Origin of the sequence: Actinomadura sp. KC06 (genome assembly GCF_004348735.1) — a bacterium.
Classification (GTDB): Bacteria; Actinomycetota; Actinomycetes; order Streptosporangiales; family Streptosporangiaceae; genus Spirillospora.
In genome coordinates this window covers 64,310-81,601 of sequence record NZ_SMKT01000002.1, presented here as the reverse complement: position 1 = coordinate 81,601, position 17,292 = coordinate 64,310, and the positions used below count along the sequence as shown (strand labels likewise).

The 17,292-nt window shown below is 72.4% G+C and carries 15 protein-coding genes; 8 read left to right on the top strand and 7 right to left on the bottom strand.

All coding sequences use genetic code 11. The features are described 5' to 3' along the window. Positions 1–11 precede the first annotated feature (11 nt). Positions 12–2,039: a SpoIIE family protein phosphatase gene (locus E1287_RS01305; protein WP_131962677.1), complete on the bottom strand. Its 2,028-nt coding sequence runs from the start codon at positions 2,037–2,039 to the stop codon at positions 12–14. 66 nt (positions 2,040–2,105) lie between these two features. Further along, a complete protein-coding gene (locus E1287_RS01300) occupies positions 2,106–3,926 on the bottom strand; it encodes a WYL domain-containing protein (protein ID WP_131962675.1) in 1,821 nt (606 codons plus the stop codon). A 136-nt stretch (positions 3,927–4,062) separates the two neighbouring features. Between E1287_RS01300 and E1287_RS01295 the strand changes: the two genes are divergently transcribed. Then, positions 4,063–4,722 (top strand): GntR family transcriptional regulator, encoded by a 660-nt coding sequence (locus E1287_RS01295; protein WP_131962673.1) that lies wholly within the window; start codon positions 4,063–4,065, stop codon positions 4,720–4,722. 24 nt (positions 4,723–4,746) lie between these two features. Here the strand turns inward: E1287_RS01295 and E1287_RS01290 are convergent, their stop codons facing one another. Beyond that, a complete protein-coding gene (locus E1287_RS01290; RefSeq protein ID WP_243718497.1) occupies positions 4,747–6,489 on the bottom strand; it encodes a gamma-glutamyltransferase in 1,743 nt (580 codons plus the stop codon). A 240-nt stretch (positions 6,490–6,729) separates the two neighbouring features. Here E1287_RS01290 and E1287_RS01285 point away from each other — a divergent pair, with 240 nt between their 5' ends. From E1287_RS01285 to E1287_RS01255, 7 genes are read left to right on the top strand one after another with little or no spacing between them, the layout of a single operon-like run. After that, positions 6,730–7,827 (top strand): extracellular solute-binding protein, encoded by a 1,098-nt coding sequence (locus tag E1287_RS01285; protein WP_165968839.1) that lies wholly within the window; start codon positions 6,730–6,732, stop codon positions 7,825–7,827. A gap of 13 nt (positions 7,828–7,840) precedes the next feature. Then, positions 7,841–8,977, top strand: a complete 1,137-nt coding sequence (locus E1287_RS01280; protein WP_131962666.1) for an ABC transporter ATP-binding protein — start codon at positions 7,841–7,843, stop codon at positions 8,975–8,977. After that, complete coding sequence (locus tag E1287_RS01275) at positions 8,974–9,891, top strand: ABC transporter permease (protein WP_131962664.1); 918 nt, start codon at positions 8,974–8,976, stop codon at positions 9,889–9,891. The genes E1287_RS01280 and E1287_RS01275 overlap by 4 nt, the downstream gene beginning before the upstream one ends. After that, positions 9,891–10,733, top strand: coding sequence for an ABC transporter permease (locus tag E1287_RS01270; RefSeq protein ID WP_131962662.1), 843 nt, complete (start codon positions 9,891–9,893; stop codon positions 10,731–10,733). The genes E1287_RS01275 and E1287_RS01270 overlap by 1 nt, the downstream gene beginning before the upstream one ends. A gap of 22 nt (positions 10,734–10,755) precedes the next feature. Continuing rightward, positions 10,756–11,526 (top strand): SDR family oxidoreductase, encoded by a 771-nt coding sequence (locus tag E1287_RS01265; RefSeq protein WP_131962660.1) that lies wholly within the window; start codon positions 10,756–10,758, stop codon positions 11,524–11,526. Continuing rightward, positions 11,523–12,548: a 2-dehydropantoate 2-reductase gene (locus E1287_RS01260; protein ID WP_131962658.1), complete on the top strand. Its 1,026-nt coding sequence runs from the start codon at positions 11,523–11,525 to the stop codon at positions 12,546–12,548. The genes E1287_RS01265 and E1287_RS01260 overlap by 4 nt, the downstream gene beginning before the upstream one ends. Next, complete coding sequence (locus tag E1287_RS01255; RefSeq protein ID WP_131962656.1) at positions 12,545–13,765, top strand: membrane dipeptidase; 1,221 nt, start codon at positions 12,545–12,547, stop codon at positions 13,763–13,765. The genes E1287_RS01260 and E1287_RS01255 overlap by 4 nt, the downstream gene beginning before the upstream one ends. A 54-nt stretch (positions 13,766–13,819) precedes the next feature. Here E1287_RS01255 and E1287_RS01250 read toward each other — a convergent pair whose 3' ends face one another. Genes E1287_RS01250 through E1287_RS01235 form a run of 4 tightly spaced genes read right to left on the bottom strand, consistent with a single transcriptional unit; the run spans position 13,820 to position 17,273 of the window. Then, on the bottom strand, positions 13,820–14,854 hold the full coding sequence (locus E1287_RS01250; RefSeq protein ID WP_131962654.1) for a threonine aldolase family protein: 1,035 nt from the start codon (positions 14,852–14,854) through the stop codon (positions 13,820–13,822). 8 nt (positions 14,855–14,862) lie between these two features. Further along, entirely contained in the window at positions 14,863–15,612 is a 750-nt protein-coding gene (locus tag E1287_RS01245) for an SDR family oxidoreductase (RefSeq protein WP_131962652.1), read from the bottom strand. Positions 15,613–15,625: 13 nt separating this feature from the next. Then, positions 15,626–16,345: an MBL fold metallo-hydrolase gene (locus tag E1287_RS01240; protein ID WP_165968838.1), complete on the bottom strand. Its 720-nt coding sequence runs from the start codon at positions 16,343–16,345 to the stop codon at positions 15,626–15,628. After that, positions 16,335–17,273, bottom strand: coding sequence for a M14 family metallopeptidase (locus tag E1287_RS01235; RefSeq protein WP_131962648.1), 939 nt, complete (start codon positions 17,271–17,273; stop codon positions 16,335–16,337). Before E1287_RS01235 ends, E1287_RS01240 begins: the two co-directional genes overlap by 11 nt. Between the last annotated feature and the right edge of the window lie 19 nt (positions 17,274–17,292).

The following is a 17,292-nucleotide window of genomic DNA, read 5'->3' as shown; positions in this document are numbered from 1 at the left end:
CGCCGTCGGCGTCACGGGCTGACGCGCAGGGCGATCAGGGCTATGTCGTCGGTGCCGGTGCTGGGCATGGCGTCCAGGAGCGCGTCGCAGAAATCCTCCAGGGGACGGGACGCGAGCGCGGACGCGTTCAGGCGGAGCCGGTCCAGGCTGGCGTCCAGGTCCTCGCCGCGGTGTTCGACGAGGCCGTCGGTGTAGAGCAGCAGGGTGGAGCCGGACGGCAGCGGTTCGGTCGCGCTGCGGTAGGGCTGGTCGAGCGGGGAGCCGAGCAGGGGGTCGGCGACCTCGTCCAGAAAGCGGCCGTCGCCGCCGGGCGTGATCAGGAGCGGCGGCGGATGCCCGGCGACGGCGTAGGTGAACCGCCATCGGCCGGGCGCGGCCTGCTCGACGCGGGACAGGACGCAGGTCGCCGTCGCGTCGGGGTCCACCGTCTCCATGGCGGCGTTGAGGCGGCGGAGGATCTCGCAGGGCGGGGCGAGGCGGTCGGCGGTCAGTACGCGCAGCATGTTGCGCAGCCGGCTCATCTCCACGGCGGCGGCCAGGTCGTGGCCGACCACGTCGCCGATGGCCATGACGGTCGCGCCGTCCGGCAGGACGAACGAGTCGTACCAGTCGCCGCCCACCCCGGCCGCGGCGGGGCTGGCCAGGTACCGGGCCGCGAGCCGCAGGCCGGCGACCTCGGGCGGGTCGGCGAGCAGGCTGTGCTGGAGGGCCAGGGCGAGCTGCTGGGTGCGGTGGTACTGGGCGGCGCTGCTCAGCGCGTCGTGGGTGTGGTTGAAGACCTGCTGCATGAGGGCGATGTCGTCCGGGCCCAGGGGTGCGCGGTCGCCGCGCCGGGCTGCCGTGACCGCCGCCGCCACCGTCCCGTCGACGATGACCGGCATCAGCACGACGCTGGTGGCCTCGGCCCGGGCCAGCCAGGCGACGGTCGTCCTGGGCAGCAGATCCTCGGGCGGGCGGCCCGGCGGGAAGGTGCGGCGCAGCGGACGGCGCGCCTTGATCGCGCGGGCGAACCCGCTATCGGGGGCGAAGCGCTCCTCACCGACCGGCGGCTGCCGCCGCACGCCGCCCCGCGACGCGGTCGCGATGCGGTGCGCGACGATCGGCGCGCCCGCCGGACGGTCGACCAGGTCGGGCAGCAGGTGGACCCCGCAACCGTCGGCGAGGGCGGGGACGAGCACGTCCGCGAGCGCGGCGAACATCCCGGCCAGCTCGGTCTGCTCCCCGGCCGCCGCCGCGGCCCGGTCGAGCAGTTCCGTGCGCTGCCGCTCCCGCCACTGCTCCTCGACATCGGTGCAGGTCCCGACCCACTCCACCACGACGTCGCCCTCGAACACGGGCGCGGCGTGGACGTCGTAGTGCCGGTACTCGCCGTCCCGCCTCCGCACCCGGTAGGTGTAGTGCCACGGACGGGCCCGCTCGCACGTCTCCCGCCACGACCGCAGCGCCGGCGCCCGGTCGTCGGGGTGCAGGACGTCCGACCAGCCGTCGCCGCGGTACTCCTCCCACGACTGGCCCGTCACCTCCTCCCAGACCCCGCTCGACTCCGTCACCTGGCCGGACGGGTCCGCCACCCACACGATCTGCGCGCTGAGCCACACCAGGCTCTCGAACCGGCGCCGGGTCCGCTCCTGCTCCTTGGTGGCCCGGTCCGCCCGCCGCGCGGCGGCGACCTGCTCGGTCACGTCCACGGCGATGATCAGCACGCCGGGCCGCCCGTGGGTGAACCGGGACAGGCTGACGGACAGGAACCGGTCCGGGCCGGCGGACGACGCCGTCCGCACCGGCGCCTCGACGAGGCTGGCCGGCTCCCCGGTGGCCAGCACATGGTCGAGCAGGCCGCCGTAGTCCCGCTGTACCTGATCGCTGAAGGCGTCCGCGATCGGCCGGCCGAGCGGGGGGTCGCCGACGTAGGTCCGGAAGGCGAGGTTGGTGTACGCCACCCGGTGGTCGGGCCCGGCCGTCAGCGCGACCGCGACCGGCGCCGGATCGAACGCCTCCAGCGCGAGCCACTCCATTCCACGGCTGCCAGCGTCATGCATCACGCGTCCCCCGGTTGGTCCGCCGCACCCGCGATATCCCCTCCCTACCCACGATGCCCGGCCGTATCAGCCGTCCACCGCCTCGACGGCCTGGATGCGGGAGTAGTGGAAGTTCCTCTCCTCCTGGCGCCCCGTCTCCGCGCTGCGCAGCTCGCAGACCGCCTTGAGCAGCTTCCTCCTGCCCATCCGCACCTGCTCGTAGGGAGGGCTGATGATCCGGGCCGTTTCCACGCCGTTCTGGTCGACGTAGGTGATCCGGACACGCTCGTCCTCCGCGACGGCCTGGGCGAGCAGCTCGATCTCGTCGGACCTGAGCTCGCGGGCCTCGCGGGTGATGACTCGCTGCGCTCGTTCCAGCGCCGTCAGCGGGCGGGACGGCCGCGCCGGACGGGAGGCGGCCGACCGGGGGCGAGCGGGGGAGCGCAGCGGGACGCGCGGGTTCTTCCGCAGCCGTTTCGCGAGCGCGTCGACGTCGGGTGCCGGTCCCTCGGTGGGCGCCGGTTCCTCGGTGGGCGGCGGGGGAAGCGGTCCGGGTGCGGGATCCTCGACCGGCGGGTACCCGGCGGCGCGCAGCGCCGCGAGCACGCTCTCGCGCGGGGCGGTGGCGATCAGCACGCCGGGGGAGAGCAGCCGCACGCCCAGATCCTGGAGCGCCGGGTGCCGGACGGCGCGCGCGAGCAGTCCGGTGTCCTCGCTCTGGAAGACGCAGGTGGCGGGCACCTCCCGAAGCCCCGGCGGCCGGACGCCGCCGTCCGGGCCGCTCGTCGCGGGATCGCGGAACACCGGCAGCACCCGGGAGGCGCCTCGCGCCAGCCCGTCATGATCCCCGGCGGCGAGGAGCGTGCCGAACGAGGAGAGCGCCCCGTGCGCGATCAGCCCGAGCAGGACGGCCTCCTGCAGCATGCCGCGCGGCGGACGGTCCGAGACATGCTCGCAGGCGAGCGGACGATGCCAGTGGAGCACCTTGGCGAGATGTTCGGGCGCCTGCACGCCCTGTCCTTCCGGCACCCCCTGCATGACCTTCGCGAGTTCGCGCCGCATCTGGACGCAGCCGTCACAGGCGGCCTTCGGGCTCAGGGGATAGAGCTGTTTGCCGTCGTCCAGACGGGTGCGCGTCGGCGCGGACGGCAGCGTCCACCATGCGAACAGGAGCCGCGCGGCCTGTTCACCCGGCGGCAGAAGCGTGAACGCCTCGCCTCCCGGCGACAGATGGATGTGCGTCCCGTCGTTGACGAATAGCCCGGCGCGCTGAGCACATGCCAACGCGAGCCGCGCGGACGCCTCGTTGCAACGCGCGCTCCGCATTACCCGTTGAAGGGCCTTCGGCTGCATCCCGGCCACTTTGAACACCTGCAACGGCCGTCTTGTGCATTCGGCAAGCGTCTCTGACGCGTAGGCGACGAACTCTTTGAGCCGGGTGGCGGCCGTCCGCTCCACCCGTTCCGGGTCGACTGGGACGGTCGGCAGCCTGGGCGGGTAAGGGTCGAACGGCGCCTTCGCCGCCGTTCCGCGCCGCGTGGGCCACCGTTCAAGAAGGGGATCGGCGACGTGCAGCACTCCGTCGTGGCCGGGCCAGACGAGGGCATGCTGCTTCAACGCGGATAACGCGTCGTCCACCGCGGAGGCGGGCCCGTCCAGCGACTCCGCGATGCTTGCCGTGGTCGCGTCCCGTCCGAGCGCCGCGGCCGTTTCCGCGACCTGGACGCAGGGGCGCGTCATCCGTTTGAGCGCCCGGTCCACCGATTGCTTCTGCTGGAGCCGTCCGGCGAGATCGGCCCAGCCGCGCGGCGCGGGCGGCCCGCACACGTCGATTCGAGCCGCCAGCACCTCCGCCAGCGCGTCGTGTTCGAGGGTGGCCAGCCAGTCCGGCAACGGCGTCCCTGTCATGCCCGTTCTCCCTCCGCGGACCACCGGACTCGGGAAGCGAACGAACACCACCCAAACGCATACGCCCTGGCATTTGCCGCGGGATCTGGGAAATGCGTCCTGACCGTCACCTGTTCGGGCGTGCGAGAATCCCGTCATGGAAACGAGCGAGGACGCGGGCGCCGACCCGCAACTTCCTCTTCGTGATGTCGTCGCGAGGCGCATCCGGGAGCTGATCCTCACCGGAGGGCTGAGCCCGGGCGAGCGGCTGCCCGAGGACCACCTGGCCGAGCAGCTCGGCGTCTCGCGGAACCCGGTGCGGGAGGCGCTCCGGACGCTGGAGGCCGAAGGCTTCGTCCAGGTCGCTGCCCGCCGCGGCGCCTCCGTGGCCACGCTGTCGATCAAGCAGGCGGACGATCTCTTCGACCTGCGGCTCGCGCTCGAACCCCTCGGCGCCCGGCTCGCGGCGCGCCATGTCACCCAGCCCGCGGTGGACCTGCTGCGGAAGATCCTCGCGATGGCGCAGCAGGACGGCGCCCGCCGCAGCGCCCAGGAACTCTCCGACCTGCACACCGACCTGCACTCGAAGATCTTCGAGATGTCGCAGAACGACCACCTCATCAGCGTCGCCCTGCCGATGGTGCGGCGCGGGCAGTGGCTGCTCCTCCAGCACTCCTCGCTCAAGAACCCGCACGCCTGGGACGAGCACGAACCCCTGATCGCCGCCATCGAGATGGGCGCCGAGGAACTCGCGGAGACGACCGCGCGGGCCCACGTCCTGAGCGTCCGGCACCGCCTCCTGCCCCGGATCGGCTGACCGGCCGCCGGGCCGCCGGCCGGATCAGCGGCCGACGGCGTAAGCCTGGGCGCTGCGCGGGTCGGCCGCCGCCTTGAGCCGGTGGCCTTCCTTGGCGACGGCGGTGAGGCGGCCGAGCCGCCACGCGCCGGGCACCACGACGCGGTGGCCCCGCCTCGTGAGCTCCTCCCGCACCTGCTCCGGGAACCGGCTCTCCATGACGAGCTCACCGCGCCGGTAGTCCCGCGGATAGAACGAGCCGGGGAAATGCGTGGTGTGGAAAAGCGGAGCGTCGATGGCGGACTGGAGATCGTTCGAGCCCCGCCGGTCCTGCGCGACGACGTCGGTCAGGAACGCCGCCTGCCACTGGTCCTGCTGGTCGCCGCCGGGAGTGCCCATCGCCATCCACGGAACGCCGTCGCGGAACACCAGCGACGGCGTCAGGGTCGTGCGCGGACGGACGCCGGGCCGCAGCGAGTTGGGACGTCCCTGGTCGAGGTAGAACATCTGCGCCCGCGTCCCCAGCCCGAAGCCGAGCTCGGGGATGACCGGCGAACTCTGCAGCCAGCCTCCGCTCGGGGTCGCGGAGACGAAATTGCCCCAGCGGTCCACCACGTCGACGTGGCAGGTGTCGCCGCGCGCCGCCCCCAGCTTTCCGAGGGTCGGTTCGCCCAGCTCACCGGCGGTCTCCGTCCCCGCGACGGAGGCGAGGTGCGGCAGCCGGGGCGCGCGCCCGTCGGGACGGCCGGGCCGCAGGTCGAGATCGGCCAGGTCGGAGACGAGCGCCGCCCGCTCCCGCGCGTAGTCCTCGGAGAGCAGCCGGGCGAGGGGGACGTCGGCGTGATCGGGGTCGCCGTACCAGGCCTCCCGGTCGGCGAAGGCGAGCTTGGCCGCCTCGGTGATCAGGTGCACCCAGCCCGGCGAGCGGACCTCGTGGTCCCACAGGCCGAGGGCGTCGAAGAGGCGGACCTGCTGGGCGAGCACCGGTCCCTGGCTCCACGGGCCCGCCTTGAACACGGTGTAGCGGCCGGCGAACGGCGCCGAGACCGGGTCCTCGACCGAGGCGCTCCAGGCGGCGAGGTCGTCCCCGGTGAGCAGGCCGGTGTGGTCCGCGCCGGACGAGTCGCGCCAGGCGGTGGCCCGGAAGCGGTCGACGGCCTCGGCGACGAAGCCCCGGTAGAAGGCGTCCCGGGCCGCCTGGATCCGCTGCTCCCGGGTCGTGCCGGTGGCCTCGGCGAGGACGCGCCGGTAGGTCGCCCCGGTCGCGGGCAGCCGCCACCACGCCTTCGGCGCCGGCGCTTCGGTCCCGTCCAGCCACACCGCGGCCGACGTGGGCCAGTGGTCGAGGAACAGCGGGCGGACGGCGTCGATGGCCGCGCTCGTCGTCGGCAGCAGGGGGAAGCCGGTCTCGGCGTAGTGGATCGCGTAGGCGAGGACGTCCGCCGGCTCCCAGGTCCCCCAGCGGGCGAGCATCGTGAGCCAGCCGTCGAACGCGCCGGGGACCACCGCCGCCAGCGGGCCGCTGCCCGGCACGAGGCCGAGCGAGAGTCCGGCGAAGTGCTCCGCCGTCGCGGCGGCGGGGGACACCCCCTGCCCGCAGACGACGCTCGCTGCCTGCTCCCGCCCGCTCCAGGTCAGGGCGACCAGGTCGCCACCGGGTCCGCACAGGTGCGGCTCGACGATCTGCATGACGAACCCCGCCGCCACGGCCGCGTCGGCCGCGTTGCCGCCCCGCTCCAGCACGTTCATCGCCGACGCGGACGCCAGCCAGTGGGTGCTGGCCACCATGCCGAAGCTGCCGTTGAGTTCCGGACGGGTCTGCAATGGGCTCAACTCCCGGGAGCGAAATGATCGAGGGGAATCAGAGGACTGTATACGAAAGCGCTTCCTCTGGATCTCGCGACATGGGACTATCTTGTCGCTGGACGTCGAATCGTATACCGTCATCCCTCACGTGCCCGACGATGCGGCACCGTCCGACCGATGTTCGACGCCTGGACCGTCCATGGATCCGGAGGAGTATTGACCATGAGCGCACCGGAGCCCGGCCTCAGCCGGCGCCGTCTGTTCGGTCTCGCGGGAGGCGCCGCGGCCGCCCTCGCCCTCGGGGGCTGCGGTTCGCTGGGCGGCGGCGGGTCCAAGGACGGCAAGCTGCACCTGAACATGTTCATCTGGGCCGGCTCGAACCAGGGCGTCCTGCCGCGCGAGGTGGTCAAGCAGTTCCTCGCCGAGAACCCGGAAGTCTCGATCGACTTCGTCGAGTCCAACAACACCGTGACCTACCCGAAGATGGTCGCGGCCAAGAAGACGACGCCCGACGACAACTACGTCGACTTCGGGTTCTTCAACGCCTCCACCTTCGCGCAGGGCGTCGAGGACGAGATGTGGGACGCGCTGAACCCGTCCGTGGTGACGAACATGTCCCACGTCCTCAAGCCCTACCAGGTGAAGGACAACATGGGCGCCGGCTACCAGCTCACCGTCGCCGGGCTGCTCCACAACAAGAAGGTCGCCCCGGCCGCGCCCACCTCGTGGAAGGCGCTGTGGGACCCGGCCTTCGCCGGGAAGGTGGCGGTCTTCGACTACCAGTGGATCCCGCTCGTCCTCGCGGCGCGGCTGAACGGCGGCAGCGAGAAGAACATCGACCCGGGATTCAAGGTGTGGGCCGAGCACGCCGGCCAGTTCAAGGCCCTGCTCAATTCCAACGACCAGCTGCTCAACCTGATGTCCAGCGGCGACGCGGCGCTGAGCTACTGGTGGTACGGGATCTCCAAGGACTGGATCAAGGGCGGCGCCCCCTTCGAGTACGTCACCCCGGCGGAGGGCGCGGTCTCGTTCCCCGCCTATCTCGCGATGGTGTCGAACCTGAATTCGGAGCAGAAGGACGTCGCCCAGCAGATCATCAACCGGCTGCTCGAAGCCAAGGCCGCCGGCCGCTATGCCGATCTGACCGGCACCATCGCCGCGACCGACAACGCGGTGCTGACCGAGCGGCAGAAGAAGGACCCCGCGCTCCAGCCCGAGGTCGGGCAGAAGGCGATGCAGTTCGACTGGGGCGCGATCGCCTCCCAGGACGCCGAATGGCGCAAGCGGTGGGACAGCGAAGTCAAGTCACGGATGAAGTGAGGCCGTACTCCCGATGAGTGACCAGGGCCAGGCCGGGCCACCGCACGCCGCGCCACCGCACGCCGCGCCACCGCATGCCGCGCCGTCGCATGCGGTCGAGATCCGGGGCGTGCGGAAAGCCTTCAACGGGGCGGTCGCGCTCGACGGCGTGTCGATCGACGTCCCGGACGGTTCGTTCTTCTCGCTGCTCGGGCCGAGCGGCTGCGGAAAGTCGACCCTGCTCCGCGTGATCAGCGGATTCGAGTCCCCGGACGCTGGAACCGTCCAGATCGCCGGGCGGGACATGACCGACGCGCCCCCGAACCGGCGTCCCACCGCGATGGTCTTCCAGCGGTGGGCGCTGTTCCCGCACATGAACGTCCGGGACAACGTGGCGTACGGGCTCCGCCTGCGGAAGGCCGGCAAGCAGCGGATCCGCGCGCGGGTCGACGAGCTGCTGGCGCTGGTCGGGCTGGAGGAGCACAGCGCGAAGCGGCCCAGCCAGCTGTCCGGCGGGCAGCAGCAGCGGGTGGCGCTCGCGCGCGCCCTGGCGATCGAGCCGCGGGTGCTGCTGCTGGACGAGCCGCTCGCCTCCCTGGACCTCAAGCTGCGGCTCCAGATGCAGCTCGAGCTGAAGCGGATCCAGCGCGAGGTCGGCACCACGTTCGTCTTCGTCACCCACGACCAGGGCGAGGCGATGACGATGTCGGACGCGATCGCGGTCATGAAGGACGGCCGCGTCCAGCAGATCGGCAGCCCGCAGGAGATCTACGACGAGCCGCGGTCGGCGTTCGTGGCCGACTTCATCGGCGACACCAACCTGCTGGAGCTGGACGAGCCGGTCCGCGACGGCCGGATGACCGTCGGCGGCCGGACGTTCGCGGCCCCGGCCCGCAGCGCCGCCGGCGGCGACGGCGGGTGCGAGGCGCTCAGCCTGCGGTACGAGCGCGTCCGGGTCGGCGACGAGCTGGACTGCGCCAACGTCGCGGACGCCGCCGTCGAGGAGGTCGTCTTCTTCGGCGGCTCTATCCGCTACCGCGTCCGGCTGGACGGCGGCGGGCGGGAACTGGTGGCCGAGGTGCCCCGGACGGGGGTCGAGACCCCGTATCCGATCGGCGCCAAGGTCCGCGTCGGCTGGGACCCGGACGCGGCGATCCCGCTCGCCTCATGACCGCCGCGACGTCCTCGAAACCGGACACCGGCGGCCGCTCCGGCTCCCGCGGACGCTCCGGGGCCCGCGTGCGCTCCGCCGCCGCGGGCTGGTTCCTGCTGCTCCCGGCGCTGCTGCTGATCGTCCTGTTCTTCATCGTCCCGATGGTGATCTTCTTCCGGTACGGCTTCGGCACCACCGAGGACAACGGGATCGGCGACTCGGGCTTCACGCTGGAGCACTACAAGTCGTTCCTGACCGACGGCTACTACACCGGCATCCTGCTGAGCACGGTCAAGATCGCGGCGATCGCCACCGTGTTCTCGGTGCTGGTCAGCTATCCGCTCGCCTACGCGATGTGGCGGACGGACAGCGACTGGCTCCGGGTCACGCTCGGCGTCGTCGCCTTCCTGCCCATGCTGGTGAGCTCGGTCGTCCGGGCGTACGGGTGGCAGGTCGTCCTCGCCGACCACGGCCCGCTGGCCTGGTTCCTGAAGGTCACGCACCTGAGCGACCATCCGCCCGAGCTGCTGTTCCAGACCAGCGGCGTGGTCATCGGCATGGTCCACATGTTCCTGCCGTTCGTCGTCTACCCGGTCTACACGTCGCTGCAGCAGATCGAGCCGGAGGTGCTGGAGTCCTCGTCCGACCTCGGCGCGAGCTGGTTCACGACGTTCCGGCGGGTCACGTTCCGGCTGTCGCTGCCGGGCCTGGTGGCGGGCGCGCAGATCTGCTTCACGCTCGTGCTCGGGTCGCTGGTCATCCCGTCGATCCTGGGCGGCGGACGGGTCAAGTTCCTGCCGGTGACCATCTACAACGACACCAGCTCCGTCGAGTGGCCGATCGCGTCCGTGGAGAGCACGGTGCTGCTGGTGGGCGCGCTCGTCGCCGTCCTGGTCTTCGGCGCCGTGTCACGCAGGACGAAGGTGAACTGATGGCCGCATCCTCCGCGTTCCGGGCGGCCCGCGTCCGCAGGCTGATCCTGCATGTGATCACCGCGCTGTGCGTCTTCTTCGTGCTCGCGCCGCTGGTCGTCGTCATCCTGAATTCCTTCAGCAGCGTCTCTTACAACAAGTTCCCGCCGCCGGGCTTCTCGCTCAAGTGGTACGAGAACATCTTCCAGGTCCCGGAGTTCGGGAATTCGGCGATCTACTCGCTGGTCCTCGCGGCGATGTCGACGGTGCTCGCGACCGTCATCGGAGCGATGGCCTCCTACGCGTTCGTCCGGGGGAGGCTGTTCGCGAAGGGGCTGATCTCAGGGGCCATTCTCGCGTCGCTCGTCGTCCCCAAAATCGTCCTTGGCGTGGGCCTGTTCGTCTTCTTCGCGAAAATGGGCGGCTACGGGCAGCTGTGGTCCGTCGTGGTCTCGCACGCGGTCATCTCCCTGCCCTTCGTGGTGACGCTGGTGAGCGCGGCGATGGTCGGTCTCGACCGGAGCCTCGAAGAGGCGTCCCGCGATCTGGGGGCCTCGCCGCTCACGACGTTCCGGCAGATCGTCCTGCCGCAGATCCGGGTCTCGATCACCGTGGGGGCGCTGTTCGCGTTCATCGTCTCCTTCGACCAGCTGGAGTCCACGATCTTCCTGCTGAAGCCGGGGACCGAGACCCTGCCGATCGCCCTGTTCAACTACACGATCAAGCACCAGGACCCGACCGTGGCCGCGCTGTCGTCGCTGATGATCCTGTTCAGCGTGGTGCTCGTCATCGTGGCGGCGGTCCTGCTCAAGCGGGGCAACGCGATGGAGGCCCTGCGCCGCAGCCAGGGGAGCCAGAAGTGACGGATACGAAGGGGGCCCTCGCATGACGGACCTGGGAGGCCGGACCGTCCTGGTCACCGGCTGCAACGGCCGGATCGGACGCGCGATCGTCCGGCTGCTGCTCGACTCGGGCGCCCGGGTCGGCGGCGCCGACCTCGGCGAGACCACCTCGATCCCGGACGGCGGGGACGTCCGCTACACGTCCTGCGACGTCTCCGACCCGGACGGCGTCGAGGCCGCGGTGGCGCGGCTCGAGGACTCCCTCGGCCGGTTCGACGGCCTGGTGAACTCGCACGGCTACTACCCGAACCTGCCGCTCACGAAGATGACGGTGGAGGAGTGGGACCGCGTCTTCGCGGTCAACGCGCGCGGCAGCATGCTCACCACCCGCGCGATGATGCTGCGCTGGATCGAGCGGGGCACGGCCGGTTCGATCGTCAACATCAGCTCCTGCGCGGCGACCTCGCCGCGCACCGGCGGCAGCCACTACAGCGGCTCCAAGGCCGCGGTGAACTCGCTGACCGCCGTCACCGCGATCGAGGGCGGGCCGCACGGGATCCGCGCCAACGCGATCCAGCCCGGACTCGTCCTGGACGAGGTGCAGCACAAGGGCGACGAGGGCCTGCACCCGTACTTCGCCCTCCAGCTCGACCTCACGCCCCTGGGACGGACCGGCGCACCGGACGACATCGCCCACGCGGCGGCGTTCCTGCTCTCCGACGCGTCCGCCTGGACGACCGGCGCGGTCATCGACATCAGCGGCGGCTCGCACGCCGGACGCACCCAGATGCCCGAGACCTCGGAGATGCGATGAGGGTCCACATCGTCGGAGCCGGCGCCATCGGCGGGATCGTCGCGGCGCACCTCGTCCCGGCCGGGCACGACGTCACGGTGGTCGACGCGAACGAGGAGCATGTCGAGGCGATCAGGGAGAACGGGCTGACGCTGACCGGCCACGCCGAGCGGACCGTCGCCGTCCGCGCCCTCCACACGTCCGAGCTGGACGAGCCGCTGAGCACCGTCCTGCTCGCGGTGAAGGCCCGGCACACCGCCGACGCCCTGGAGCCGATCGCGCCGCTCCTGACCGGCGACGGGTACGTCGTCTCGATGCAGAACGGGCTGGAAGAGGCCAAGATCGGCGCGCTGGTGGGGCAGGACCGGGTCGTCGGCTCGCTGCTCACCTTCGGCGGCTACTACGCGTCCCCCGGCGTGATCCACTACATGGGCCCCGGCACCCTGCTCGTCGGCGAGATGGACGGCCGTCCGTCCGCGCGGACGCAGGAACTCGCCGACACCTTCACCAGGGACTTCCACCACGCGGAGGCGACCGGCAACATCGCGGGCGCCCTGTGGAGCAAGGCCGCCATAGGAGCGGCCTACATCGCGACGGCGCTCGTCGACGAGGACGTCCCGGTCATCTTCGGCTGGACGGAGTACCGCCCCATGTTCGAGGCCCTGATCGCCGAAGTCGTCGGCGTCGCGGCCGCGGACGGCGTCCGATGCGTAGCGCTAGACGGCTTCGACCCCGCCGTCTTCACCGCCGTCCCGCGCGACGCCGCCCGCGCGGACGCCGCCTGGAAAGCGCAGCAGGACTACTGGCACGCCCACGGCATCGGACGGACCGGAGTCTGGCGCGACCTCGCCGTCCACCGCCGCCAGACCGAAGTCGACCAGATCGTCGGCCCCGTCGTCGCCCTCGCCCGCGAGCAGGGCCGCGACGTGCCGCTCCTCACCGGCCTGCTGGACCTCGTCCACGGCGCCGAACAGGGGACCGTCGGGCGCGGCACCGCCTGCCTGGACCATCTCGTGTCACTGATGAAGAGGACGACCGCATGACCGCCGCCGGACTCCCGTACCGCGCACCCCGCCACGAGGGATACCGCTCCTTCTCCTACCTGGACGAGGGCGCCGACTACGAGACCTTCGACCTTGCGCCCGAGCTGGACCGTCTCCCCGCCTACGACCTCGGCCTCACCCCGGAGCAGGACAAGCGGCGGCAGGCGCTGATCGACGACAACATCGTCATCAGCCTGCACGACCACCCGACACGGCACGCCCAGAACCTCGACCAGGCCTTCGACTACATCCGCACCGGACGCCAGCACACCGCCTACGAGGGGCTCTCGCGCTCCGGCCTCACCGCCGTCTTCGACAACCTCCTCGGCGGCACCTGCTGCGTGACCAGCAGGTCCGGCTGGAAATGGGACGACGTCCTGTACGACCTCGGCATGCGGCTGTCCGACATCGCCCACCAGGACTACATCCGCGTCGCGCACCGCGTCTCCGACATCGAGGAGGCGCACCGGCGCGGCGGCCTCGCGATGGTCATGGGCCTGGAATGCTCGACGCCCATCGAGAACGAGGTCGACCGGCTCGACATCCTCTACGGCTTCGGCATCCGCCAGATGGGGATCGCGTACTCCGAGTCCAACGCCCTCGGCAGCGGGCTCAAGGAGGCGGGCGACGGCGGCCTCACCGTCTTCGGCAGGCGGGCCGTGGAGCGGATGAACAAGCTCGGCATCGTCATCGACGTCTCGCACTCGGGCGACCGGACGTCACTGGACACCATCGAGGCGTCCGAGAAGCCGGTGCTGATCACCCATGCCGGGGCCCGCGCGCTGTGGCCGATCCCGCGGCTCAAGCCCGACGACGTCCTGCGCGCCTGCGCCGAGTCGGGCGGCGTGCTCGGCCTGGAGGCCGCCCCGCACACCACCATCTCGCCGGACCACCCCGTCCACACCCTCGACTCGGTCATGGACCACTTCATGTACTGCGTCGAGCTCATGGGCATCGACCACGTCGCGTTCGGCCCGGACACCATGTACGGCGACCATGTCGGCTCGCACCGCGTCTTCGCCGCCAACCTCGGCGTCCACCAGGCGGCCGGGACGCCGTCGCATCCCACGGTGGACCACGTCGCGGGCCTGGAGAACCCGAGCGAGTGCTTCCACAACATCGTGGGATGGCTCGTCCGGGAGGGCTGGAGCGACGAGGACATCCTCAAGGTCACGGGCGGCAACGTCATGCGCGTCCTGCGGACGATCTGGCACTGACCGGCAGAGCGACGGCTCGCCTCCGGGAAGACCTGAACGCCGCCCCCGAGGCGTTCAGCCCGTGGTCAGGGAACGGATGGTGCGGGTCGCGGCGGTCTGGACGTCGGTCTTGGAGTGGCCGAGGTGGGTGACGGCGCGCAGGAGGGTGGGGTGGTGCGAGTTGGACCACAGGACGCCGCCGGAGCGCAGCCGGTCCCGGGCGGCGTCGCGGGCGAGGCCGAGCGGCGCCACGTCCAGGAAGACGAAGTTGGTGTCGGTCGCGGCGGGGTCGACGGGCAGGCCGTCTTCGGCGAGCAGGGCGGCGAGGGTGCGCGCGTTGGCGTGGTCGTCGGCCAGCCGGGCGACGTTGTTCTTGAGCGCGTAACGGGCCGCGCCCGCCAGGACGCCGGCCTGGCGGAGCGAGCCGCCGAGCATCTGGCGGATCCGGCGGGCGGGGGCGAGCACGCCGGCGCGGCCGACGAGGGCCGCTCCGGCGGGGCAGCCGAGGCCCTTGGAGAAGCAGACGGCGACGGTCCGCGCCCGCGCGGTGATCCGGGCGGGCGGGACGTCCAGCGCCACGGACGCGTTGAAGAGGCGAGCCCCGTCGATGTGGACGGCGAGTCCCAGCTCGTCGCAGGTGTCGTAGAGGTCGTCCAGGGCGGGGAGCGGCCAGACCCGTCCGCCGGAGACGTTGTGGGTGTTCTCGACGAGGGCGAGCGCGGTCCGGGGCCGGTGCTCGGAGTCCCGGACCTGGGCGATCTCGCGGACCTGGCCCCCGGTGAACACCCCGGCCGTCCCCGGCAGGCCGGTGAGGACGGCGCCGGCGAGGAAGGCGGGGCCGCCCGCCTCGTACCGGAACATGTGGCTGTGCTCTTCCCCGAGGATCTCCTGGCCGCGCTCCACCTGGCACAGCATCGCGATCTGGTTGGCCATCGTCGCGGAGGGGACGAACACGGCCGCCTCCTGGCCGAGCAGCCCGGCGAGGTCGTCCTCCAGGGCGAGGACGGTGGGGTCCTCGCGCTCCTGCTCGTCGCCGAGCGGGGCGGTGGTCATCGCGCGCAGCATGCCCTCGGTGGGCAGCGTCTTGACGTCGGAGCGAAGATCGATCATGGGTTTCCCTATCCGGCGAGGTATCCGCCGTCGACGACGATCTGGGCGCCGGAGACGAACGAGGCCCCCGGCGAGCAGAGGAACGCCACCACCTCGGCGATCTCCTCCGGCCGCCCGCGGCGGCCGAGCGGCGGCAGGCCCGAGACGCCAGGGCGTGCCCGGTCGGTCTCGACCAGCTCGACGAGCCGGTCGCTGCGCGGGGTGCTGATGTCGCCCGGGTCGACCTGGACGACCCGCACGCCCGCCGGCCCGAGCTCCACGGCGAGCGCACGGGTCAGCCCGGTCATCGCGGACTTGCTGACGGTGTAGGCGGCGGCGTCGAGCTGGCCCCGGTGCGCGGCGATCGACCCGATGTTGACGATGGTGCCGCCGCCCGCCGCGACCATGTGCCGCGCGGCCTCGCGGGCGCAGGTGAACGGCCCGGCGGTGTTGACCGCGAGGATGCGCGCCAGCAGCTCGTCGGACGTGTCGAGCAGCGGCGCCTTGGCGGGGGCGCCGGTCACGGCCGCGCAGTTCACCAGGATCTCCGGCGGCCCGTGCGCGGCGGCGGCCTCGGCGACGGCCGCGCCGATCGCGGCCGGGTCGCCGGCGTCGACCGCCATCACCTCGGCGATGCCCGCCAGCTCGGCGCGGGCGCGTTCGACGGCGTCCGGCCCGGCCTCGAAGACGACGACGGTCCGGCCGGGCGCGGCGAGCCGCCGGGTGATGGCGGCTCCGATGCCGCCTCCGCCGCCGGTGACGATGACGCTCTTGCTCATGGAACGTTCCTTTTCAGGTGAACGAGGCGGGCAGCCGCCCCAGGTCGAAGGCGGCGAGGGCCTGCTCGATGTGCCAGGACGCGTCCGCCATCACCGGCGTGCCGTGGCCGGGGAGCAGGACGTCGGGCCGTGCGTCGCGGAGCCTTACCAGCGACCGCCGCAGCTCCTGGACGTCGGCGTCCTCGGCACCCGGCAGGACGATCCGTCCCCGGCTGAAGAGCAGGTCGCCCGTGCAGGCGTAGGTCGTGCCGCCCGCGGTGAACAGGTAGGCGGTGTGGTCGGCGCTGTGCCCCGGCGTCGGGAGCGCCCGGAGCGGGCCCAGGTCCGCCTCGTCCGGCGTCAGCACGCCGGGGCAGGGCACGAACCGGTAGTCAGGCGGGTAGATCCCGGCGCGCAGCGCGGCGTCGAGGCCCAGCGGACCGGGGTCGGCGGCTCGGACGAGTTGGGCTGTGTGCGCCCCGGCGACGATCGTGGCGCCCTGCGCGGCGAGCCCGGCGGCGCCGCCCGCGTGGTCGGCGTGCGCGTGCGTGAGCACGGCGCCGCGCAGCGGGAGACCGCCGAGCGCCTCGCGGACGCGGGCGAGCAGAACCTGCTGGTCGAGGCCGCTCCCGGTGTCGGCGAGCCAGGCGCCGTCCGCGCCGCGCAGCAGGTAGACGTTGCTGTCGTAGGCGTTGCTGAGCCCGGCGCCGAGCCGTCCGCCGCCGACCAGGTCGACGTTCGCGTCAAGCCGCACGGCGGTCCGCCCCCGCGACGATCGCGGCAACGTCGCCCGGTGCCACGCGCAGCTCGTGCCGCAGCATCATGACGATCCCGGACGACGGGGCCCGCACTACCTCGGCCCGCCGCCCGGCGTCGTCGTACACGGCGCCGATCCGCTGCCCGGAGCTCACCGCGTCCCCGGCCGAGACGGACGAGGCGAACGACCCCGGCACCGTGATCAGGACGCCGGTGTCGGTGTCGCCGTCCCCGCCGGTCACGACCGTCTGGCGTCCGGGCGGCGGCCCGGCGAACGACACGGGCTCGACCGCGCCCGCCACCTCAAGCAGACGCAGGACGCCCCGCACGTAAAGGTCGAGGTCGGCCTCGCGCAGCGCGCCGCCCCCGCCGCTCTCGAAGTAGGCCCACGGCTTCCCGAGCGCGTCGGCGTGGCTGACGGACCGGCCCGGCGCGACCGACGCGTGCGCCCACAGGTACGGGAACGGCGTCGTGCGGGCCGCGTCCAGCAGCGGGCGGCCGCCGAGCGTCCCGGCCGCGCCGAACCCGCACATCGGTGGCATCCGGTAGCGGCGCCCGGCGGAGTGCAGGTCGATGAGCAGGTCGCAGGGCTCGATCAGCTCGCGGGCGATCGCGTGGGCGATCCGCGCGCTGAGGTCGCCGCCGGGATCGCCGGGGAAGACCCGGGCGAGGTTCACGCCACCGTCGCCGTGCCGGGTGCCCGCCGCGAGGGCGGGCGGGTTCGCGCGGGGCAGCACGGTCACCGTGCCGCGGACGTGCGCCGACGCGAGCTCGTCCGCGACCCGGTACGCGGCGAGGACGCCCTCCGGCTCGTCGCCGTGCACGCCGCCGAGGATCGTCACGGCGGGCCCGCCGCCGGAGCCGAACCGGACGGTGTCGAGGTCCAGGTCCGGTCCGGCCGCGAGCCGTTCCTTCACCGCTGTCATCGTGGGTCCCTTTCTCGGT

Excerpts from the sequence above, each read along its gene's own strand:
- E1287_RS01305 (WP_131962677.1), bottom strand. The coding sequence starts at position 2,039 with ATGCATGACGCTGGCAGCCGTGGAATGGAGTGGCTCGCGCTGGAGGCG.
- E1287_RS01300 (WP_131962675.1), bottom strand. The coding sequence starts at position 3,926 with ATGACAGGGACGCCGTTGCCGGACTGGCTGGCCACCCTCGAACACGAC.
- E1287_RS01295 (WP_131962673.1), top strand. The coding sequence starts at position 4,063 with ATGGAAACGAGCGAGGACGCGGGCGCCGACCCGCAACTTCCTCTTCGT.
- E1287_RS01290 (WP_243718497.1), bottom strand. The coding sequence starts at position 6,489 with ATGGTGGCCAGCACCCACTGGCTGGCGTCCGCGTCGGCGATGAACGTG.
- E1287_RS01285 (WP_165968839.1), top strand. The coding sequence starts at position 6,730 with ATGAGCGCACCGGAGCCCGGCCTCAGCCGGCGCCGTCTGTTCGGTCTC.
- E1287_RS01280 (WP_131962666.1), top strand. The coding sequence starts at position 7,841 with ATGAGTGACCAGGGCCAGGCCGGGCCACCGCACGCCGCGCCACCGCAC.
- E1287_RS01275 (WP_131962664.1), top strand. The coding sequence starts at position 8,974 with ATGACCGCCGCGACGTCCTCGAAACCGGACACCGGCGGCCGCTCCGGC.
- E1287_RS01270 (WP_131962662.1), top strand. The coding sequence starts at position 9,891 with ATGGCCGCATCCTCCGCGTTCCGGGCGGCCCGCGTCCGCAGGCTGATC.
- E1287_RS01265 (WP_131962660.1), top strand. The coding sequence starts at position 10,756 with ATGACGGACCTGGGAGGCCGGACCGTCCTGGTCACCGGCTGCAACGGC.
- E1287_RS01260 (WP_131962658.1), top strand. The coding sequence starts at position 11,523 with ATGAGGGTCCACATCGTCGGAGCCGGCGCCATCGGCGGGATCGTCGCG.
- E1287_RS01255 (WP_131962656.1), top strand. The coding sequence starts at position 12,545 with ATGACCGCCGCCGGACTCCCGTACCGCGCACCCCGCCACGAGGGATAC.
- E1287_RS01250 (WP_131962654.1), bottom strand. The coding sequence starts at position 14,854 with ATGATCGATCTTCGCTCCGACGTCAAGACGCTGCCCACCGAGGGCATG.
- E1287_RS01245 (WP_131962652.1), bottom strand. The coding sequence starts at position 15,612 with ATGAGCAAGAGCGTCATCGTCACCGGCGGCGGAGGCGGCATCGGAGCC.
- E1287_RS01235 (WP_131962648.1), bottom strand. The coding sequence starts at position 17,273 with ATGACAGCGGTGAAGGAACGGCTCGCGGCCGGACCGGACCTGGACCTC.